Origin of the sequence: Trichocoleus sp. FACHB-591, assembly GCF_014695845.1 — a bacterium.
GTDB lineage: Bacteria > Cyanobacteriota > Cyanobacteriia > FACHB-46 > FACHB-46 > Trichocoleus.
Window position 1 is genome coordinate 1 of record NZ_JACJPA010000080.1, and the last position, 18,560, is coordinate 18,560.

The window sequence follows — 18,560 nt, forward strand, 5'->3', positions numbered from 1 at the left end:
TGTGTCGGAACGCCCTGATTTATTTCAATCAGGATGGGCAAATGAAGACGCTCGTGCGCTTTTACTTCAGCTTGAACCGTGCAGGGGTACTCTTCCTGGGAAGTTCAGAGTTGTTGCCTCAGGCGGATCGATTGTTCAAGTTGTTAAGCGTGCAGCATCACATGTTTCACAAAGTAGAGAAGTCTTCCCTCACCCCGGACGTGCTAATCCAAGGGCTCAAGCGAGCATAAACCCTGGGGCGGGTAGGAGTCAGTACCCACAGCTTTAGAAGAACGGCTCTAACCCGAATGAGTAGCGCGGGGGTGCCGCTGCAGGTGATTCAGGAGATATCCGGGCACCGTAGCTTGCAGGCCCTGCAGAGGTATCTTGAAGTGTCGGAGGGGCAACTGGAGGGGGCGATCGCGGCTCTTAGCTTCCAGTCGATCGGAAGTTAGCTCCAAGCCCTTTCCTTTGGCAGGTAACTGAGTCTGACTCTATAAACTGGGGCTCATTAAAACTTCTGAAGTCTTAACCCCAGGCCAGCAAGCCTTCTAGTAGAGTTGCTACTACAACGATTGTTGAGACCGTTGAAAAGTTACATTCTCAAGAGGCTACCCTCATGACCCAGATTCGACTTGCTCTGATTGAAGACCACGACCTGACTCGTGTGGGGCTCCGTGCCATGTTCAACCTTCAGGGAGAAGTCGAGGTAGTTGGAGAAGCGGCTAATGGTCCGGATGGCTTGACCTTACTTATGGAGGCTCAACCTGATGTCGCCCTAGTCGATATTGATATGCCGGGTCTCAATGGCATTGAGCTGACTCGTCGCTTCCACCAATGGCGGAGTGAAAATCATCCTGAGGCTGCCCCAACGAAAGTGATCATATTGACGATGCAGGATGATGAAGCCGCAGTTTTAGCCGCTTTTGGAGCCGGGGCAGACTCCTACTGCATGAAAAATGTGAGTACAACTCATCTGCTCGAAGCTGTCAGAAGTACTTATCACGGCAACCACTGGATTGACCCCTCCATTGCCCGCATCATCTTAAAGCACAACAATGAGATGCAGGCAAACCAAGAGGCCACTGATGTTGAGCTGGGCTCTAGAGCGATCGCGGTGGACGAAGAGTATACCAGCGTGATCGCAGCGGCTCCGCTGACGAGTCGAGAGCTCGATGTCCTCAAATTAATTGTCGACGGATGTACTAATGCTGAGATCGCTGCCCGCTGTTACATTACGGTCGGGACTGTCAAAACTCATGTCCGCAACATTCTCAACAAGCTTTGTGCCGAGGACCGCACCCAGGCAGCCGTGAGAGCCTTACGCGGTGGCTTGGTCTCTTGAGCCTAACTCTGCGTAGTTTTTCGTGACCTTGTAGCGCTGCTGTAGCGGAGTCGGATGACAGGGATCGCCGCTGAACTAGCTGAACTGCCGGAAGAACCCCAAAGAGTGAATGATTCGGTGCTGATTCGTTCAGCGCTCTATGACTAGCTGATACCGATCGCGGCTCTCAGTTTCTCAGTTGCCTTCGCTGAGGATTACGTTTGCATGTTCTTTCAGTTGAGCTTAGTTAGAAATAGATAAGCTTGACTCTAGGCTTTAGTGTTTAGGTGGGATGCAGATGACAGAGGACCCAGTTGCGATTAATCAAGCTTTGAGGCAAGAGAGCCAAGCGCTACGAGCTTGGAGTGAAATTGAGCGAGCTAGAACTCAGCGACGGCTTGCTCGGTATCGAGCGGTCAGGAATCAATGTCATTCCACTTTCAACGAGAGCCAGCTGCTCCAAGCTGAAAGTCAATTGCTAAAAAGGGGACCTTCTCCAACTGAAGTCCCCCTTTTTAGCTCGCAACCTTTTACTCATAGCCCGTAGTTCTCTGCTTCTGGTGATTGCTTCTTGGCTAGCCGCAATGATGGCTTGAGCCTCAATCTTCAGCTCTTTTGCGGTTTGCCGCAGGACAGCATGCTCGTTTTCCCACATGCTATCGCTACAGTGATGCTGCGAAACTTTTGAGCTTAACCGTGGCTCCGATCCTCTAGCTCCACTGTGGGGGGCTGCGAGTCAGAGTGAGTGTTTGAGTACTGGTGCTCTAAGGTGATTTGTGTCGCGATGAGGTCGATTAAGTAGCGCATGCGCTCGATTGTGGCTCGCATCATGTCGAGCGTTTGGGTGCGCTCTGCGATCACTTCCTCAAAGCTTCTAGCGTGAGTCATACTTGCGTCACCGGGAAGGGGAACTATGCCATCAATAGTGGCAAAATTTTCTAGCCTATCAGCCTATCCCAGGGACGAAGTAGCATGAAATTCTTTTTGTGATCTGCATACAGAGCAAGTGAAAAACTTGAGTTGGGTTTTCCAGCTTCAGGCGCGATCGCTTCACTCTCTACGCCTGAGTTTAGGACGATAAAGTGTAGGTTTCTACCTCAATCGCCTCGATTAACTTTGTCAATGAGACAGGCTTAACCAGGTAGCGACGGGCTCCCAGTTTTAGTGCCCGCTGTTGCTCCTCTTGAAAGGCAAAACCAGAAATCACAATGATTGGTAGTTGCGGCAAATGTGGCTTCTGCTGTAGCTCTTCTAGCAGTTGATATCCATCGACATCAGGCAACCTTAAGTCAAGCAACACTAGATGGGGTTGAAATTGTTCAATCGTTAGAAAAAAACCAGAGCCTTGTGCCAAGGTGAACACTTCATAACCACAGTGACGCAGATAATCTCCCAGCAGTTCACGATTCAAGTCATTGTCCTCGACGAGGAGAATGCGGAGGGCTGCGCTCCCTGGGCATGCTTCAGCATCAGTCATGGCATCACTCCGGCGCTTGGAATCAACTCTTAGCTCCGTCAGATGTTAGGAGATGACAATACTGTCCCATAGTTCAGGCTTAAGCGCTGGCTTCTTGTCAGCTTTTGGATGAGTTTGAGCGAGCCACCCCCTAAATTACTTCACTATTTGGCAAGCTGTCATGACTGAATCTCAACGTAAGTTTGAAGCTAGATTCTCTACGTCTGCCTTACACCTCTTGAGGTTGGCCTAACTCAGCTACCGTGCTTATGAGGTTTGCCAGCTCTACAGGTTTGGCTAAGTACTTCTGAAACTGGGCTGCTCCAGTTTGGGTCTGATTCTCTTGCCTGAGCCGTGTCAAATCATGACCTGTCAGAGCGATCGCAGGAATCCGATGAATTCCTCGTTCTGCTTCTAAAGCTCTCACGCTTGCCAACAGCGACCAAGCATTGATATCGCTGAGGTAAATATCGCTGATGAGTACGTTGGGAGCAAAAGCATCTAATGTTTTCAAGGCTTGGGCCGCAGAACTGACAGCGATCACTTGGGCTCCAGCATTTTCCAAAGCCAAGGTGAGTACCTCAGCAACCGCAGGCTCATCTTCTACCAGTAGCACCCATAAATTCTGTAGTGGTAAAGCTTGATCCATCATTTTCGGCTAGTTCAACTGACTAAGCCACTACGTAAAGCGATCACCGCTGCTTGGGTGCGACAATCAACGCGAAGCTTGCCGCGAATGTTACGAACATGAGTTTTGACCGTATCGACCGTGATATAGCATTGGGCCGAAATTGCAGCATTGCTGCACCCAGCCACAATCAGTTTGAGGATGTCTAGCTCTCGATGCGTTAGGGGAGAGGTAACCAAGAGGTTGTAATACTCCTCATTCACAGCGATGTCCCTGGTTCTAACCACAGCAGGAATATTAGTCTTCTGAGTGGCCTGCATCTGAGTCAGATGCTTCAGTACCGTGCGGGCAATGCTAGGGTCAATCCAGCTATAGCCTTCATAAGTGCTCTGTACTGCTTGTAGAAGACGCTGGGTATTGACAGTCTTCAAGCAGTAGGAATCTGCTCCGGCTGCAAAGGCAGCCAAGACGGTCTCTTCATTGTCCTGCGCCGTCAACATGATGACTTTCGTCGGCTCAGCTTTTGGTCCCTTCTCCAGCCACCACTGTTTGAATTGGCGCATTAGCTCAATGCCATCGAAACCAGGGAGTTGAATATCTACTAAGGCCACATCTGGCTGAGTAGTCATCAGCAAGGCCAAGGCATCAGGACCGTTAGTTGCTTCTCCAATGACCTGAACTCCAGCTTGATGAGCCAGGGTGATTCGTAACCCCATTCGAGTCAGCTCATGATCTTCAATCAACGCAACTTGGATGGGGGACATGACGTTAAGCTAGCTAGGGTGGAGCCATTCAGGCGCGAGGTAGGACTGAATTAAAGACGCAGGAAAGTAGTTTGAAGTTGACCCGCTCAAGCCTAAAAGCTATTGAGCCTGTTTAATACTTCGCCAGCCCTTACTCCGTAGGGCTAGCACCTGTAGCTGAAAAAGAGGAACCTGAAGAAGCAGCCCTTAAGCGCTTTGAATTAAGGGCTGATTATCTCAGTTTTCCATGTTTCATAAACTAGGTTATTGTTCCTTAATACCTTGCGCTTCTCCCTAAAGCAGGGAAATGCGAAGCGTTTGACTTGCAGCAGCACAATACATTGTAGCCATTCTAAAGAAGGCAAGCTCCCCTTCCCCACAGAGTGAGAGCTTTACGCGAGTTGCGGTACGTATCAGTACCTGACGCAGGCTAGAGCCATCTTATTTTTCACTTAAATCATTCGTCTCTCTGCCTGGGGGCAGAATTTCTTACACTAAGCTTAACTGCGGGACTGGCTCAACTCCTGCAGGACCTTGTAAGGGCACTAAGTTGAGGAAATCAAGCCTTCTATTCCTCGCAATGTCCTCAGCAAGTTCACAAGCACTTGTGTAAATATTGTGACTGCAAAAAAGTTTTTCTGGCCCGAAACAGAGTTTATTTTCTACGCGCAAGGTAACTGCTGTATTCGAGATGTAGATTGAATAAAGTTTTGCCTGCGTTGAGCACAAATTCATACGACGTCAGGGAAGAAGGGCACTAGTGCTATCTTCGGTATTTCTATCTGTGAAGTTAAACTACCTTGGGAAGTATTAGCTTCATAATTTCTTAATATCCTCCTTAAGGTCGTGAGCACCATCGCTGCTATTTCCTGACCGAAGCTCTTTCCTTATAGAGCTACCGCTGCTACCGCGTTTTTTATCTCCGCTAATATCAACAAATTGTTGATAGCCACCTTAGCGTCTGTCGCTCTCGGAGCGAGGTGTTCTATACAGATTAGTCATCTTTTAGCAAGCTCTACGCTTTTCTCAGGAGGAACGTAATATCGATTCCGAGAAGATGACTAGGGGTTGGGTGTGTCGTCAAGCCCTCTTTTTTCCACGAAATCTCTAAAGGTTCAACACAACTTGCCGCGCATCAACTCGCGCCCTAGGTCGTAAGGAACGCCCGTGTCGAGCGCGCTCCTGCCAGCCAAGCCAGGATTCATCACTGATGTGTCTACAGCTGTAAGCAATAAATACTTCTGCTGGTACTTTGCATTTATCGGTATGCTGCCAAAGAATACAGCCATTCCCTACAAGCCTACCTACTTCCATGAGCACCCAGACGACACAAGGGGTCCTTCACTCTATCTATGTTGAGCAAAGTGCCGTTGTGCTGTACCTCGACAATGGATCAGATTACAGACCAGGCCGTTTTGTCTCTAGTCAGTCGGACTATCAGATGGCCTATGACTTTGCCCTGCAACTAGCCAGTCAAACAGGACTGACCTTTATCAACCAGGTCGCGGAGGCTTGCAACTAACAGCGATCGCCTCCTCCACCATAAAAACTAAATAGTTGGTGATTAGACTGGGCACAATCGTTGGAGAATCAACTGCAACTGTTGCCCATCTTCTAGATAAGACACATACTCATTGGCACCCACCTGCATGTCTTGACCTTCGAGATCGGGTCCATAGCGCTCTGCCAGGATGACAATTGGAGCCCGGCTATCCAGAACCGTGTGTTGGCGAATCTGCTGCCCAATGGCGATACAATGCTCGATCGAGTGCTTGTATTGATTGAGCAATATCAGCTCAAAGCGATCGCGTCCTCCCTCCACTCGTTGCAGAGCGTCGGCTTCATCGATTGCTAAGGTGACTTGATAGCCCCACATCTGGAGGTTCTGCTTCAGCAAAGGTCGAACCTCATCATCCGGTTCAAGCACAAAAATTCGCGGAGATGGGCGGCTCATGGATTCATCGTTTTGGCTAGGAGTCATTGAAATGGTGCAAAGTGCAATGAGGTGACGGTTATTTTCTACCCAGCAAGCGATCGTATTCCGCTTTGGTGCTTTTGAAGCATTCACAAGCAGAAGCTTCTAGCCCACCCTGATTGAGGATGTGGACATCTCCACGTCGATATCGAATTACTTTTCGCTCTTGCAGCTTTTGGGCGGTCTGCGTCACCCCGGCGCGCCGCACGCCCAGCATCATGGCAATAAACTCCTGCGTCAGCGGCAGATGGTCCGAGTCAATTCGCTCTTGGACCTCCAGGAGCCAACGCGGGAGGCGTTGTTCTAAGGTGTGCAGCGAGTTGCAAGCCGCCGTTTGCGAGACCTGCGCCAGAAACGCCTGGCTATAGCGTAGAAGCAGGTCGTGCAGTTCACCGTGGCGATTGAACTCTTGTCGCATGACCTGAGCGTCAATTTTCATGGCGCTCCCTACCCCTTGGACCATGTACTCGGTCTGAGTGTTTTCGCTATTGCCCATCAAGGTGTTCATGCCCAACAATCCTCGATTCCCCACAATCCCGACCTCTGCGATCGCCCCATCTTGCATGGTGAGAGTGATAGAGAAGAGACAGTCAATCGGGAAATAGAGATGAGACAAGGGCTCACCAGGACGGTGAATGATTTCAGCGAGTGCTAAGGTGACCCGCTTCAGATGAGGCCTCAGGCGAGCAAGCACATCCGCCGAGAGCCTGGCCAGTATTTGATTTTCAGCAGTCATAAGAGCCTCAAACAGTTTGCGGGAGAGGCTCTTCGTAGAACACGTCTCAGAATGAAAGGTCAAAGTCTTCCGTCACAGGCATGGTCTGCCGTCTCTTGAGCCTTTTCAATCATGCAAGGCATCATGGCAATGAATCCGTCAGTCTTTACTGGCTGAGGTCAGTACCTACAAAAACCAGTTGCCAGCACCCGAAACCGAGCATTCTCTTCAGCGCATGGGGTCGGGGCGATCGCGAGAATTAGGGTACGGTTTGTGGTTTCAAAGGCTTTTAGTTTTCCTTGAAGAGGAAAAGGAAAACATCTGTTGCCGACTCCATCTAAGATTCACAGTAGTTGATCCACAGACAGAGTTCAATACAGTTTCGCGCTTTAAACGAAACTACGAGAACCAAATTAGACAAACTCTCTAGATTAGCTAAGGGGTATGAAAGAGCGTGATCAAAATACTGCGATCGCAATCCTAATAATGCTAATGCCGAATTTAGCCATTTTCGGCAATGTTTGAGGTGGTAACGACAGCAATCAGCCGCGCCAAGGCCCACACAAACATCAGAAAACGCATCGGCTCAGGGCTGAAGGCGTTGGTGGCATTGCCTTGCTTGGCTAGAATAACCACTAGCAGAGAGCAACTTTGGCAGGTGGCGGCATATCGGCGCGACCTTATGCGCCAAGCGATTTGGCCATCATGACATTGGTCACAACGAAGCCGAGCTTTTCATACAACGCACTTGCTTCGTGATTATGGCCAAGGACTTGCAAGCGTATCTGCTGCACACCCAGGGCACGAACCTGTTGCTCAAGCGCCTCAAATGCCTGTGTTGCATATCCGTTACGACGAAAAGCTGGCTCGATAGCGACATCATAGATGAAGGCAACTTGTTTCCCCGCCTGTGGCTGAAGGGCAAACCACAAAATCCCAACCGGCGTTTGTGTGCTTGCATCTGTCAGCGTATACAGATAGTGTGTCGGGGTAGCAACGCCTTGAGGCAGCAACTCCTGATATTGGCGATGGGCCTGCTCGTAGGCTTCTTCTTGAGACCAACGTCCACTCCGTACGTGCCCCTTTGCATACTCGGCGATCGCACGTTCACAATACATCTGAAAGTTAGCTTCAGTCATTGCAACCAAAGCGATCATAGGTGCAGCTCCGTGTCCTCTATACGGGGTAAAGGTAGCATAGGCACTGGTGGCGAAACATTGCTTAACGCACTGAAAGACCTAAATCTTCGTCCCATGGCTGAAACTCGTTGAGTTTTGTAAGTCGAACAACGCTGGAATGGGTAGTTCAGCCATGAAGAAATAGTTTACCAATAGTGTCTATGCTACCTTTACCCCTAATTGCATCTGGTGACAGCTTCATTTCAATCACACCGAGAAGCTGATTTCAACCGCTCGATTCACTCCTGCTGTCAGGTTAAGTCCTGACTATTACATTTAAATTCGTCTTACCAAATCCGCAATAAACTCTGTTAATTGAACAGGTTCGATCGGTTTGGCCACGTGCCTTTGAAAGCCGGCATCGATCGCTCGTTGTCGTTCTTCCTCTCTGGTGTAGGCAGTCAGTGCGATCGCTGGAATTTGTCCTCCATTTTCTGGGCTCAGCGATCGCACTTGTTGAATCAACCAATACCCATCTTCTTGGGGCATGCCGATGTCACAAATCAGCACATCGTATGAACTGGAATTTTCACTCAAAGTCGTTAAGGCGGCTCTTGCAGAGCCCACCGTTTGCACTTCAGCCCCATAACGTTCCAGCACAAATTTAAGAACTTCAAGCGTATCGACTTGATCATCAACTACTAAAATTTGCAACCCCGTTAACAAGTCGATGAGTTCATTCGAAGAACTTGTGCTGTCTCTCTAGACTTACCAGGAAACTTCTTGAAGATTTCAAGTCTAATTAGAAAATCATCCATAACATTCCTTGAGTTATTGCGTCTCTCGGGCAACGACTCGACCTCCGCAAGCCTATTAACAGAAGCGACAAGTTACTCGACTGATGAGCAAATTTGGAAAGCATTTATACTCCCTCAAGTGAGCGACTGATTTTTACATGAGTCGTTGCCAGTCCCCAGTTCCACCCTTTCAAGCCGAAAGTAACTCGTCCTCACAGTGGGCTCCTCGGGTCAGGGGAGTAAAGTCTGACGGAAACTGGGTAGCTTCGTCATAGATTGCTTGCTGAAAATCTGCCTCTGCTAACTCAGCACCCTGCAAATTAGCTCCCTTTAAGGTGGCAGCTCGCAGGCTGGCCTGGATCAAACTGGCCGCTCGTAATTGCGCTTCGTTGAGGTTGGCAGCATTCAGGTTGGCTCGTCGCAAATTAGCCCCACTGAGCTTGGCCTGGCTTAAGTTAACTCCGTTGAGGTCTATGCCACTCAAATCCACGCCGTTCAAGTAAGCTTGGCTCAGCTTGATGCCATTTAAGCTCGCCCCGCTTAAGTTGGCTCCGCTCAATCTGGCACCACTCAAGTTGGCCCAATTGAGGTTCGCTCCGCTCAGGTTAGCTGAGCGCAAGTTGATGCCGCGTAGGTCGGCACTACACAAGTTCACCCCTTGCAAGTTGGCAGCGCTTAAGTTGACCCCAGCCAGATTTGCGCCGCTTAACTTGGCATGACTCAAATTAGCTTTGACGAGAAATGCTCCTTTGAGATTCACTTTGGTTAAATCTGCCTCAGCCAAATTGGTAGATCCCAGTTTGGTAAAGCTCAGGTTGGCTCCATACAAAAAAGCTTGACCTAGGTTGGCAGATGTAAGTAAGGCCCGACTGAGATTAACACTTGGGAGGTAAGCCGAGCCTAGATTGATGGCCACTAAGTTAGCAGCGGAGAGGTTAATTCCAGCTAGACTAGCGCCGGCAAGATTGAGCCGACTCAGGTTAGCGGCTTGAAAGTCCCGCTCGCCTTCTAAGTACCGATGCAGGAGCTCATAGTCATACATCTGCTGTACCTCCTAGGATTTGCATAACCTCCATTTAGTCTTAGAGTTCCCACTCCTGTTTAAGGCGCATAGCTTGTATAAAAATTTACATCTGCTTTTGCCAAGCCAGTGATTGTAGACTTTAGAGATCGCCCCAAGCTCATTGACCTCTTAAAAAAGGAGAGACTGGAAAACAATGGAATTACGACCTTGAGCTTTGGCTCGATACAGTGCTTGATCCGTGGTGGCAATTAACATTTCTGGAGAGGTGGCATAGGTAGGAGTGGTGCTAGATACCCCGACACTCAAAGTCACGTACTGGCTAACCTGAGAGTTGCCATGGGGAATCTGTAACGCTTGAACCGCTGCTTGGATTTTCTCTGCCACTCGGACCGCTCCTTCAGGCGAGGTATTGGGCAAAATGATGGCAAATTCCTCGCCCCCATAGCGGGCCACTAAATCGCTGGAGCGGCTAATGGTAACGCGAATCGCTTGAGCGACTGCTTGGAGACAGCGATCGCCGGCGGGATGACCATAGGCATCGTTGTAGGTCTTGAAAAAGTCGATGTCACATAGAATCAGGGATAAGGGCAAGCTGGCCCGCTCCAACTGCTGCCATTCCCGGCTGAGAAATGCATCAAAACATCGTCGATTCGCCAGCTGAGTCAGACCATCGGAAGTCGCGAGTTGTTCTAACTGTTGATACATCTCCGACTGTTGAATGGCGATCGCAGCTTGAGTTGCCAATTGGCTGAGCAAACTGATTTCGATTTGCTGCCAGGACCGAGGGCTCTGGCAGTGATGAGCAATTAGCAATCCCCATAACTGTTCGCCTTGCAAAATGGGCACGACCAAGTTAGCCCTGACTTGGAATTGGACTAACAAATCTAGATGGCACTGACTTAAGTCGGCTTCATAGATATCAGCGATCGCGCGGGTTCTCCCTTGCTGATAGTACGAAACGTAAGTGTTTCTGAAGCAGGGTTCGTCAATCGTGGTTTTCAAAATTGGCCGACAACCCTCTGCCACCGCTTCCATCGTCACAACTCCGCTCCAGTCTGGCTTGAAGCGGTAAACGATGACTCTATCTGTCTGCAAGAAGTTGCGAACTTCCTGCACCGTGGTGTTTAAGATTTCATCCAAGTTAAGAGATTGGCGAAGCCGTTGGGAAATTTCTGAAACCAGGCGTTCCCAGCGGGTCTGCTGCCGGACCATCTCCTCAATTTGCTTGTGTTCAATACAATGAGCCATCCCCTCCGCTAGGACAGCTAGCTGAGTCAGGACGGTATCGGCCAGGGATTGACGAGCAAACAGAGCCATGACACCTACCACCCGATTGTGAGCGATTAAGGGATAGCCCGCGAAAGCCACTAAGTTTTCTCGCTGGGCCCATTCTGGGTCGCTGATTTCAGCATCGTTCAGCACGTCGTTGGTTAGGTGTGGCTGACCCGTTTTGGCAATCCGACCAATCTTGAGGTGGCCCATCCGAATTAAGCTATGAGGACCATCTAGATGAGTGTATAAACCTGCGCTGGCTTGGAGTCTGAGTACGTCACTCTCTTCATCTGGGATGATCCAGATACGGGCAAAAGCCACATCCAGATGTTGAACCAGCATCTCAACGCATTGCTGCAAAATCACTGGCAGTTTGTCACTTTTACCGAGGGCAGCGCTCACTTGAGCGGCGAAGACTGCGAGATGCGCTTGCTCAACTAGAACCTCTTCGGAGCGTTTACAAAGTGTGATCTCTCTTTCAAGGAGTTGGTTGGTGAGTTCAACCTTCTGAGCCTGCCTCAGTTTTTCCTCCAATTGGCTGTGGTTGATTCGATGACGATGAAACTCTAGTTTCGTCACGACCTGCTGGGCGAGAATCCTGAGGGCCTCTTGCTGCTCGAAGCTCAACTCCCGAGGGATGTAGTCAATGATGCACAACGTCCCTAAGGCAAACCCGTCTGCTGTGAGCAAAGGAGCGCCTGCATAAAACCGAATGTGGGGTTCCTGGGTAACCAGGGGATTTTTAGCAAATCGTCGATCGCCTAACGCATCTCGAACCATCAACAGCTGGTTGTGCAAAATGGCATGGTTGCAAAAAGCCATCTCCCGGGGCGTTTCAGTGATGGTTAAGCCCACTTTTGATTTGAACCATTGCCGCTTGTCATCCAGCAAGCTAATCAAAGCAATCGGACTTTGACAAATTTGGGCCGCTAAGCGAGTTAAGTCATCAAAGTCAGCTTCGGGAGCCGTATCCAGAATCTGATATTGATAGAGAGCTTCGAGGCGTTGGCGCTCATTTTCAGGGTAGGGCACTGGCAGCACCGGCTGACTCGTCTCTTTCAGCATTGACTGGCTTGCCAGTTGCTCTAAGGTGCGCCGTACATAAAATTGCGTGGCGGCTTCTGTGGTCAGCGGCGGGCTGAATAAGTACCCTTGGATGGCATCACACTTGACTGAACGTAAGAACTCTAGCTGTTGAGAGGTCTCAATTCCCTCTGCAATCACCTCGAGCCCTAATCCATGCCCCAGGGCAATGATGGCATTCACAATGGAGGCATCTGTATGACTATGCGTGACATCTTGAATGAAGGATTGGTCGATTTTCAGCGTGCTCAGGGGGAAGCGCTTGAGGGCGCTGAACGAAGAGTACCCCGTGCCAAAATCATCAATGGAGATGTGGACCCCGATTTCGCGGAGTTGCTGGAGGAGGGAAATTGTAAAATCCACATCCTGCACAACCGTCGTTTCTGTAATTTCTATTTCTAGGTACTGAGGCTCCAGCTCTGTCTCTGTAAGAATTTCAGCAATGGTTTGCACTAAATTCTGTTGTTGGAACTGTCGAGCCGAGAGATTCACCGCTATCCGCAAAGGTGCTAAACCCGCTAATTGCCAAGCCCGATTTTGACCACAAGCGGTGCGGAGGACCCACTCTCCAATCGAGATAATCAGTCCGGTTTCTTCTGCGAGTGGAATAAATCGACTGGGAGGAATGGCCCCGAGGTCGGGGTGCTGCCAGCGCAGCAAAGCTTCCATTCCGATGAGTTGGTCACTGGCTAGAGAGATTTGAGGTTGATAATGTAGGACAAACTGTTCTCGATCTAACGCTTTGTAGAGGCTATTTTCTAACACCAACTGCTCCAGAGCCTTGGTGTTCATCAGAGTGTCGTAGAGTTGGCAATTATTCTTGCCCTGTTGCTTAGCATGGTACATCGCCGTATCAGCGTGCTTCAGCAAAGTCTGGGCATCTTCTCCATCGTAGGGCGCAAAAGCAACGCCAATACTAGCGGTGAGATGTAGGTCCTGATGGTTAGAGGTAAAGGGAGTATTAATGGCACTGAGAATGCGTTGAGCGACCTCCAGTACATCTTCTGCACATCGAATTTCGGTCATCAGAACGGCAAATTCATCGCCGCCCCAACGAGCGATCGTATCTACCTCAGGTAGGCAACCGCTGAGCCGCTGGGCGGCTTCTTGCAAGACCCGGTCGCCAATGGTATGCCCCAGCGAGTCGTTGATAGTTTTGAAGCGATCTAGGTCGAGTAGGGCGACTGCAATCATTCTCCCCTGATCGTTAGCATGGGCCAGAGCCAGGGAAAGCCGCTCATGGAGCAATAAGCGATTGGGCAAACCAGTCAGGTGGTCATGAGAGGCTTGATGGCGCAGCATTGCGTCTACTCGCCTTTGCATGACAGCAATATAAAATTGAGTGCCGAGTGCTTGTGCTAGCTTCAGTTCCCCCGAACTCCAAGGCAGAGTTTGCCCAGGTTTGATTTCTCGCCAAGCTTGAAACGATTGCCGCGGGCGAAGATTCCGCTGGTCTGGATCAAGCTGGCCTGCCCACAGCGTTTCAGTCTCAATCTCATCGCGGAAAATGCTCAGGTATCCCACCCGCTGTTGCTGATATTGCAGGGGGACGATCAGGATTGACCGAATCGAGGTGGACTGAAAAGCTGGGAGTAGGGACTCCCGTGCCGGTGCTTGATAGAGATCAACAATCGTGTAAGCCGAGGAGAAACCATCATTTTGAGAGTCAGTGAAGGTTGAATTCGGGTGTGAGCCGCCCACCATCTGTTGCCAGAGCGCAGTTTCTTCCATCTGGAAGGGAGCCGGCTGCGTCCCCCAAGCATAGAGCTGACTAGCTTGGCCCATCTCATTCCTAGAGATGTAGAGCCGTCCCCCGGAGCCTCGGAGAGCCTGAATCGCCTGCTCTAAAATCGCCTGGTTCACCGCTTCCGAGTTCAATGAGGAATGAATGAAGCCACTGATGCGACTCAGGACTGCCTCGTGAACCGCTTGTTGTTGGGCTTGGCTGAGCAGATAAGCTTGATCGATCGCGATGGAAACTTGATCCACGAGGAGTTGAACCACGCGCAACTCCCGTTCTGAAAACGAGCGAGGTTCCGTATCGTGAGAGACGAGCAGGCCCCAAAGTTGATTTTGATGCAGAATCGGTACGGTTAAAGAAGAGTTCACCCCCATCGCCCTGAGGTATTGAATATGGCATGGGTCTACAGGTGCACAGCGAACGTCTTCTATCAGTCGTGGTTCTCCAGTTTTGGGGCTATCTAATTGATTCATCACCTTCCGGTGGGAAGCCACATCCACAATCACGCGCTGACGCGCCTTGAGGAACATTTCGCGAGCCACCGTAGGAATATCGCTGGCGGGAAAATGTAAGCCCAGTAAAGAAGGGAGACGATGATCGTCAATGGCTTCTGCGACTACTTGACCGTGACCATCCGGGTGGAATTGATAGATCTTGATGCGAGCCGTGCCCAAAAAGAAACCAATCTCTTGCACCGTTGTGGTCAAGATCTCTTTAAGTTCCAGAGACTGACGAATTCTGTCTGTAATTCGCTGAAGCAGTCCTTCCTGCTCAACATGTTGCAGACTTTTTGGTTGCTCGTCTTTGTTATCCAACTGATTTCGCCTTGTTAATCTAAAAACTTTGTATCAATAAACACAATTATTCACGACACGACTTTAGTTGTATCTAGCAACACTCAAACGTAATAATTCCGTAACATTTTTGATTTTCAGCCTCGAACTGTAGTCAATTCAAGGGATTGATTAGGCTAGAGCTTTTACGGAACGGCTTCGGATTTTCTTAAAAGTTTTTTCGGTTATGGATGTAGCTTGCGTATTTACTGGTATAAAAACGTCTTTGCGAGAAACAGAACGATCGCTCGGTTGGTAGAGAGGGCTAACCTTCACTAGAACGATTAGCCCTTAACCCGGTGGTTTATTCCTTATAAGGTGTCACCCGTCAGCAATGGCTCGAAGCAATTTCCATAAGGAAATGCTCGACAAAGCCACTTGACCTTGAATGCACAACAACTATTTCTATGGCTGAATTGCTTCAGAGACTTCTTGCAATTTTGCTGCTAGTGCTTCTGCCGTATAGGGTTTGTTCAAGAAGGCTGTAACCATTGCTTTGACATCATCCTCAAGCTGCTCCTTCAATGCAAATTCATCGGCTGCAATAAGCACAACCTGTGGATTTATTTGTTGTAATGTCCGAATTGTTGCGACCACGTCAGGATCTTGGATTGATAGGTTGATGAGGACTGTTTTAACTTCAGATTGATGCTGCGCGTAGAGGGCGATCGCCTCAACTCCATCTTGTGCAGTTAGCACTCGATAGCCAATCCGTTCTAGGATTGTTTGTGCTACTGCACAAGATGCACTGTCAGGCTCAACCAGAAGAATTGCAGCTCCGTTAGGGGAAAGCGTTGATTGAGCCGGTAAGTAAACTTTGAGTTGAGTTCCCTTATCGACTTCGCTCTCGACCTCTACAAAACCTCCATGACCTTTGACGATTCCAACGACCATCGATAGCCCGAGTCCAGTGCCTTTGCCGAACTCTTTAGTGGTAAAGAACGGTTCGAAAATGCGGTTCAAGTTTTCAACCGGTATCCCAATTCCTGTATCAGAGACAGTAATCGCGATATAAGACCCCACCTTTGCATCTACATTAGTGCGAGCAAGATTTTTATCGATCCAAACGTTGTCCGCTGAAATACGTAAGATTCCGCCCTCTGGCATTGCATCACGGGCATTCTGGCAAAGACTGAGGAGGACCTGCTGAAGTTGGGCTGGATTTCCAGAAATACTCCAAACATTAGATGCAATGTGAGTCCGAATTAGAATATTGCGAGGAAATTCTTGCTTCAGGACACGTTCGATATCTAAAAGCCATGATTCCAGGCATAGTGTGTTTTTTTCCCCCTCCACTCCTCGCACAAAGGATAAGACTTGCTTCACGACATCAGCGCTGCGTCTCGTATTTGCTTCCAGGGTCGTCAAGAGTTGCCGGCTCTGTTCATCTGGTAGCCTGTCAGCGAGAAGCTGGATTGACATCAGGATAGGGGCCAAGGCATTGTTGAGATCATGGGCCATACCCGTGGCAATCGTATTAATGCTTTCAAACCGTTGAGTTTGTTGGCGCTGAGCATCCACCCGCTTTCTCTCAGTGATATTGGTGCTACTGACTAAAACAGATTGATGATGTCCTGCTTGGTCATGAATTAATGTCCAACGGCTATCAACCATGACTGGCTGACCATCTTTTGCTCGATGATGAAGTTCACCTTGCCACTCGCCCTGCTCAACCACAGAGGTTTGAGCTTGACAGAGCTGGGGGGAAAACGCCTCAAACAGGAGCTCGTCAATATAGCATCCTACGGCTTCAGTCCCTGTCCAGCCAAATAAGCGAGTGGCACTACTATTCCAGAACAGAATTCGATTTTCTAAATTCAGCACCAGGATGGCATCTTGGGATTGGTCTAACAGCCTTGCTTGCGCTTGCATTGCTGCTTCTGCCTGTTCTCGCTCGGTGACATCGGTTTGAATGCCCACGAAATAGAGTAGCTCACCCGTATCTTCCTTTACAGGTGCGATTTTCAGTTCATTCCAAAAGGGCTGACCGTCCTTGCGATAGTTCAGCAAGGTAACCTGAATTTCCTGCTGTTGAGCGATCGCCTGACGCAGTTGCGCCACAACCTCTGGGTTAGTTTCTGGACCTTGGAGAAAGCGACAGTTGCGACCCATCGCCTCCTCTGGTTGGTAGCCTGTCAACTTGGAGAAAGCAGGATTTGAGTAGATGATCGGATTGTCAGGTTGATTAGGATCACTGAGCAAAATGCCATCTGAGGCAGAGCAAAACGCGCGAGCCAGTGGCGAATTAGCTAACTCTTGTGCTGACAATCTTGCCGTCAATGAGTGCCCGAGCCAACCGACTGTCTCATGTTTGACTATATCGCAGTAACTCTTGAAGAAGTTAGCCAGCTTAGGTTCCGCAGCAATCAAGTTATCGAAATGGTCTTGAACTCGTTTATCCGCTTCATACTTGACTTCTGGGTATGCCTCCATCCACGCATGACAGGTTTTGATATAGGCAATAAATGTGACCAAATACTGGTAGTTCTCTGCCCCTAAGAGACGGCGTAACTCCTGCCGACAGGTCTCAGTCTCATCTGTGTTTAAGGCAATAAAAATTGAGCATTGAAGGAGACTCTCTTCAACGGCTGGATCTAACTGGGATAAGACGTTGAGTTGCTCATCGTGGGCGGCCAGTAACCAAAGATGCTCAGGTATATCCTGCGGTCTGGGAGGAGGGCTTTCAAGCAGGTTCAGTATTTCTCTTGCTTGCATCCCTAATTCCCACAGGGAACAACTATGGCATATTAAACAGTACGGAACCGGGCAGAAACGAGACAGATAAGCAGACAACTTCTCCTTAAATAGGGTCGGTAGCGGATTGTCAACGTACGTAGAACAGGTTTGTTGCCATAAATTTTCTAAGACTTGAGGAGTGTCTAAAGCTGGAGAAAAAAAAGGAGGGAAGAACCCAAACTTCTGCTCAATTTCTATCTCAATTTGCTGACTGGTTCGCATAAACGGTTTTATTAAGACAAGCGTGAAAAAACGACAAGCTGATGTCTACCTTCTCTAAGCAGATAAGGATCTACCCAGGCAGCGGGCACAGCTAGTAGCTTATAGTTTGCTAGTTTAGCTTGCCCACTACATCTTAGAATTGTCTTGCTTGGCAGTTTTTACGCAGGCTAGTCAGAAATATTGCTGGTTTTATTGACGCTTGATCCTTCACTATTTTTCTTCTACGGTGAATAGAATTTTTCTATACACTACAAAAACCTAAAACTTTTGTGTTTTAACCAGAGGGGATAACCTACAAATACTTAGGCTCACTAATCCGTCGAATTAATTCATCTAGGGTGCTGCAAAAATTCAGCTGCAATATACTATCTAGTTCTTCAGGGGTTAACTCTCTTTCAGGTTTTGACCGCATCCAGGCGGCTAACTCCGGCGACCATCCCGAGCTACCCTCCTTATGAGCGCTCAGTTGCCAAGTAGCCTCTAAGCGTGTTTCTATCCAAACACTAGGGTTTGTATTATTCATGTGGGCCTTTCACCTGGGGTGCACAGATAAAGGATTAGTCATGAAGTGGGTGTCCAAACCTACCCTTTGACATTTACCCTTCCAAGAGAATTTTAGAGTGGGATCGAGTTTTGCATCATTAAGCAAATCTAATAATGCGTAAGTATCTCGAAGCTGCCCCAAGGAAAGTGATCATATTAACGATGCAGGATGACTCAGCTTCGCTACCCTTAGTCTTTCAGCGGTATCTAGAAGGGTTAGAGCTGCCACTGGAGGGCGACCGCCTCTCAGTTTCCAAAGACACTTCCGCGTTTCCTCCTTCGTATGGCAACGGAAAAGTTTTGATTGCTTACCTCTATAAAGCCATCTAATTCTATGGATCATCGGGAATTCTGATACTCAAAAGCGATCG

General features: G+C 49.0%; 17 protein-coding genes. 5 read left to right on the top strand and 12 right to left on the bottom strand.

Annotation, left to right across the window (positions count from 1 at the left end; all coding sequences use genetic code 11):
* The 3 genes from H6F90_RS30055 to H6F90_RS14465 form a co-directional block, all read left to right on the top strand.
* On the top strand, positions 1 to 230 hold a 230-nt coding region (locus H6F90_RS30055; RefSeq protein ID WP_304941004.1), incomplete at its 5' end, for a CheR family methyltransferase.
* 3 nt (positions 231 to 233) lie between these two features.
* Positions 234 to 434 (top strand): tyrosine-type recombinase/integrase, encoded by a 201-nt coding sequence (locus H6F90_RS30060; RefSeq protein ID WP_255525003.1) that lies wholly within the window; start codon positions 234 to 236, stop codon positions 432 to 434.
* 164 nt (positions 435 to 598) lie between these two features.
* A complete protein-coding gene (locus tag H6F90_RS14465) occupies positions 599 to 1,324 on the top strand; it encodes a response regulator transcription factor (RefSeq protein ID WP_190553128.1) in 726 nt (241 codons plus the stop codon).
* Between the two features lie 669 nt (positions 1,325 to 1,993).
* Here H6F90_RS14465 and H6F90_RS14470 read toward each other — a convergent pair.
* From H6F90_RS14470 to H6F90_RS14485, 4 genes are all read right to left on the bottom strand, one after another.
* Entirely contained in the window at positions 1,994 to 2,191 is a 198-nt protein-coding gene (locus H6F90_RS14470) for a hypothetical protein (protein WP_190553129.1), read from the bottom strand.
* Positions 2,192 to 2,372: 181 nt separating this feature from the next.
* Positions 2,373 to 2,780, bottom strand: a complete 408-nt coding sequence (locus H6F90_RS14475) for a response regulator (protein WP_190553130.1) — start codon at positions 2,778 to 2,780, stop codon at positions 2,373 to 2,375.
* A gap of 208 nt (positions 2,781 to 2,988) precedes the next feature.
* Complete coding sequence (locus tag H6F90_RS14480) at positions 2,989 to 3,411, bottom strand: response regulator (RefSeq protein WP_190553131.1); 423 nt, start codon at positions 3,409 to 3,411, stop codon at positions 2,989 to 2,991.
* A gap of 11 nt (positions 3,412 to 3,422) precedes the next feature.
* Positions 3,423 to 4,151 carry a response regulator transcription factor gene (locus tag H6F90_RS14485; RefSeq protein ID WP_190553132.1) on the bottom strand — a complete coding sequence of 243 codons (729 nt, stop codon included), beginning with the start codon at positions 4,149 to 4,151 and terminating at the stop codon, positions 3,423 to 3,425.
* A 1,291-nt stretch (positions 4,152 to 5,442) separates the two neighbouring features.
* Here H6F90_RS14485 and H6F90_RS14490 point away from each other — a divergent pair.
* The gene (locus tag H6F90_RS14490; RefSeq protein ID WP_190553133.1) at positions 5,443 to 5,652 is read left to right on the top strand and encodes a hypothetical protein; all 210 of its coding nucleotides are present in this window, start codon (positions 5,443 to 5,445) and stop codon (positions 5,650 to 5,652) included.
* A gap of 42 nt (positions 5,653 to 5,694) precedes the next feature.
* Here H6F90_RS14490 and H6F90_RS14495 read toward each other — a convergent pair whose 3' ends face one another.
* The 8 genes from H6F90_RS14495 to H6F90_RS14525 form a co-directional block, all read right to left on the bottom strand.
* Positions 5,695 to 6,111: a response regulator transcription factor gene (locus H6F90_RS14495; protein WP_190553134.1), complete on the bottom strand. Its 417-nt coding sequence runs from the start codon at positions 6,109 to 6,111 to the stop codon at positions 5,695 to 5,697.
* 31 nt (positions 6,112 to 6,142) lie between these two features.
* On the bottom strand, positions 6,143 to 6,841 hold the full coding sequence (locus tag H6F90_RS14500; RefSeq protein WP_190553135.1) for a Crp/Fnr family transcriptional regulator: 699 nt from the start codon (positions 6,839 to 6,841) through the stop codon (positions 6,143 to 6,145).
* 480 nt (positions 6,842 to 7,321) lie between these two features.
* Positions 7,322 to 7,456: a hypothetical protein gene (locus H6F90_RS31140; protein WP_255525002.1), complete on the bottom strand. Its 135-nt coding sequence runs from the start codon at positions 7,454 to 7,456 to the stop codon at positions 7,322 to 7,324.
* Between the two features lie 44 nt (positions 7,457 to 7,500).
* On the bottom strand, positions 7,501 to 7,977 hold the full coding sequence (locus H6F90_RS14505; RefSeq protein ID WP_190553136.1) for an N-acetyltransferase: 477 nt from the start codon (positions 7,975 to 7,977) through the stop codon (positions 7,501 to 7,503).
* Positions 7,978 to 8,274: 297 nt separating this feature from the next.
* Positions 8,275 to 8,664 (bottom strand): response regulator, encoded by a 390-nt coding sequence (locus tag H6F90_RS14510; protein ID WP_199295934.1) that lies wholly within the window; start codon positions 8,662 to 8,664, stop codon positions 8,275 to 8,277.
* 261 nt (positions 8,665 to 8,925) lie between these two features.
* Positions 8,926 to 9,777 carry a pentapeptide repeat-containing protein gene (locus H6F90_RS14515; RefSeq protein ID WP_190553137.1) on the bottom strand — a complete coding sequence of 284 codons (852 nt, stop codon included), beginning with the start codon at positions 9,775 to 9,777 and terminating at the stop codon, positions 8,926 to 8,928.
* A 150-nt stretch (positions 9,778 to 9,927) separates the two neighbouring features.
* Positions 9,928 to 14,670 carry a diguanylate cyclase domain-containing protein gene (locus H6F90_RS14520; protein ID WP_190553138.1) on the bottom strand — a complete coding sequence of 1,581 codons (4,743 nt, stop codon included), beginning with the start codon at positions 14,668 to 14,670 and terminating at the stop codon, positions 9,928 to 9,930.
* 423 nt (positions 14,671 to 15,093) lie between these two features.
* The gene (locus tag H6F90_RS14525) at positions 15,094 to 17,646 is read right to left on the bottom strand and encodes a PAS domain-containing protein (protein ID WP_190553139.1); all 2,553 of its coding nucleotides are present in this window, start codon (positions 17,644 to 17,646) and stop codon (positions 15,094 to 15,096) included.
* Between the two features lie 657 nt (positions 17,647 to 18,303).
* Between H6F90_RS14525 and H6F90_RS14530 the strand changes: the two genes are divergently transcribed.
* Positions 18,304 to 18,519 carry a hypothetical protein gene (locus H6F90_RS14530; protein WP_206756179.1) on the top strand — a complete coding sequence of 72 codons (216 nt, stop codon included), beginning with the start codon at positions 18,304 to 18,306 and terminating at the stop codon, positions 18,517 to 18,519.
* Positions 18,520 to 18,560: the final 41 nt, after the last annotated feature.

What these genes read in the sequence shown, in the direction of transcription:
- H6F90_RS14490 (WP_190553133.1), top strand. Translation starts at nt 5,443, where the DNA reads ATGAGCACCCAGACGACACAAGGGGTCCTTCACTCTATCTATGTTGAG.
- H6F90_RS14485 (WP_190553132.1), bottom strand. Translation starts at nt 4,151, where the DNA reads ATGTCCCCCATCCAAGTTGCGTTGATTGAAGATCATGAGCTGACTCGA.
- H6F90_RS14505 (WP_190553136.1), bottom strand. Translation starts at nt 7,977, where the DNA reads ATGATCGCTTTGGTTGCAATGACTGAAGCTAACTTTCAGATGTATTGT.
- H6F90_RS14470 (WP_190553129.1), bottom strand. Translation starts at nt 2,191, where the DNA reads ATGACTCACGCTAGAAGCTTTGAGGAAGTGATCGCAGAGCGCACCCAA.
- H6F90_RS14530 (WP_206756179.1), top strand. Translation starts at nt 18,304, where the DNA reads ATGCGTAAGTATCTCGAAGCTGCCCCAAGGAAAGTGATCATATTAACG.
- H6F90_RS14500 (WP_190553135.1), bottom strand. Translation starts at nt 6,841, where the DNA reads ATGACTGCTGAAAATCAAATACTGGCCAGGCTCTCGGCGGATGTGCTT.
- H6F90_RS14515 (WP_190553137.1), bottom strand. Translation starts at nt 9,777, where the DNA reads ATGTATGACTATGAGCTCCTGCATCGGTACTTAGAAGGCGAGCGGGAC.
- H6F90_RS14525 (WP_190553139.1), bottom strand. Translation starts at nt 17,646, where the DNA reads ATGCGAACCAGTCAGCAAATTGAGATAGAAATTGAGCAGAAGTTTGGG.
- H6F90_RS14495 (WP_190553134.1), bottom strand. Translation starts at nt 6,111, where the DNA reads ATGACTCCTAGCCAAAACGATGAATCCATGAGCCGCCCATCTCCGCGA.
- H6F90_RS14475 (WP_190553130.1), bottom strand. Translation starts at nt 2,780, where the DNA reads ATGACTGATGCTGAAGCATGCCCAGGGAGCGCAGCCCTCCGCATTCTC.
- H6F90_RS14465 (WP_190553128.1), top strand. Translation starts at nt 599, where the DNA reads ATGACCCAGATTCGACTTGCTCTGATTGAAGACCACGACCTGACTCGT.
- H6F90_RS14480 (WP_190553131.1), bottom strand. Translation starts at nt 3,411, where the DNA reads ATGATGGATCAAGCTTTACCACTACAGAATTTATGGGTGCTACTGGTA.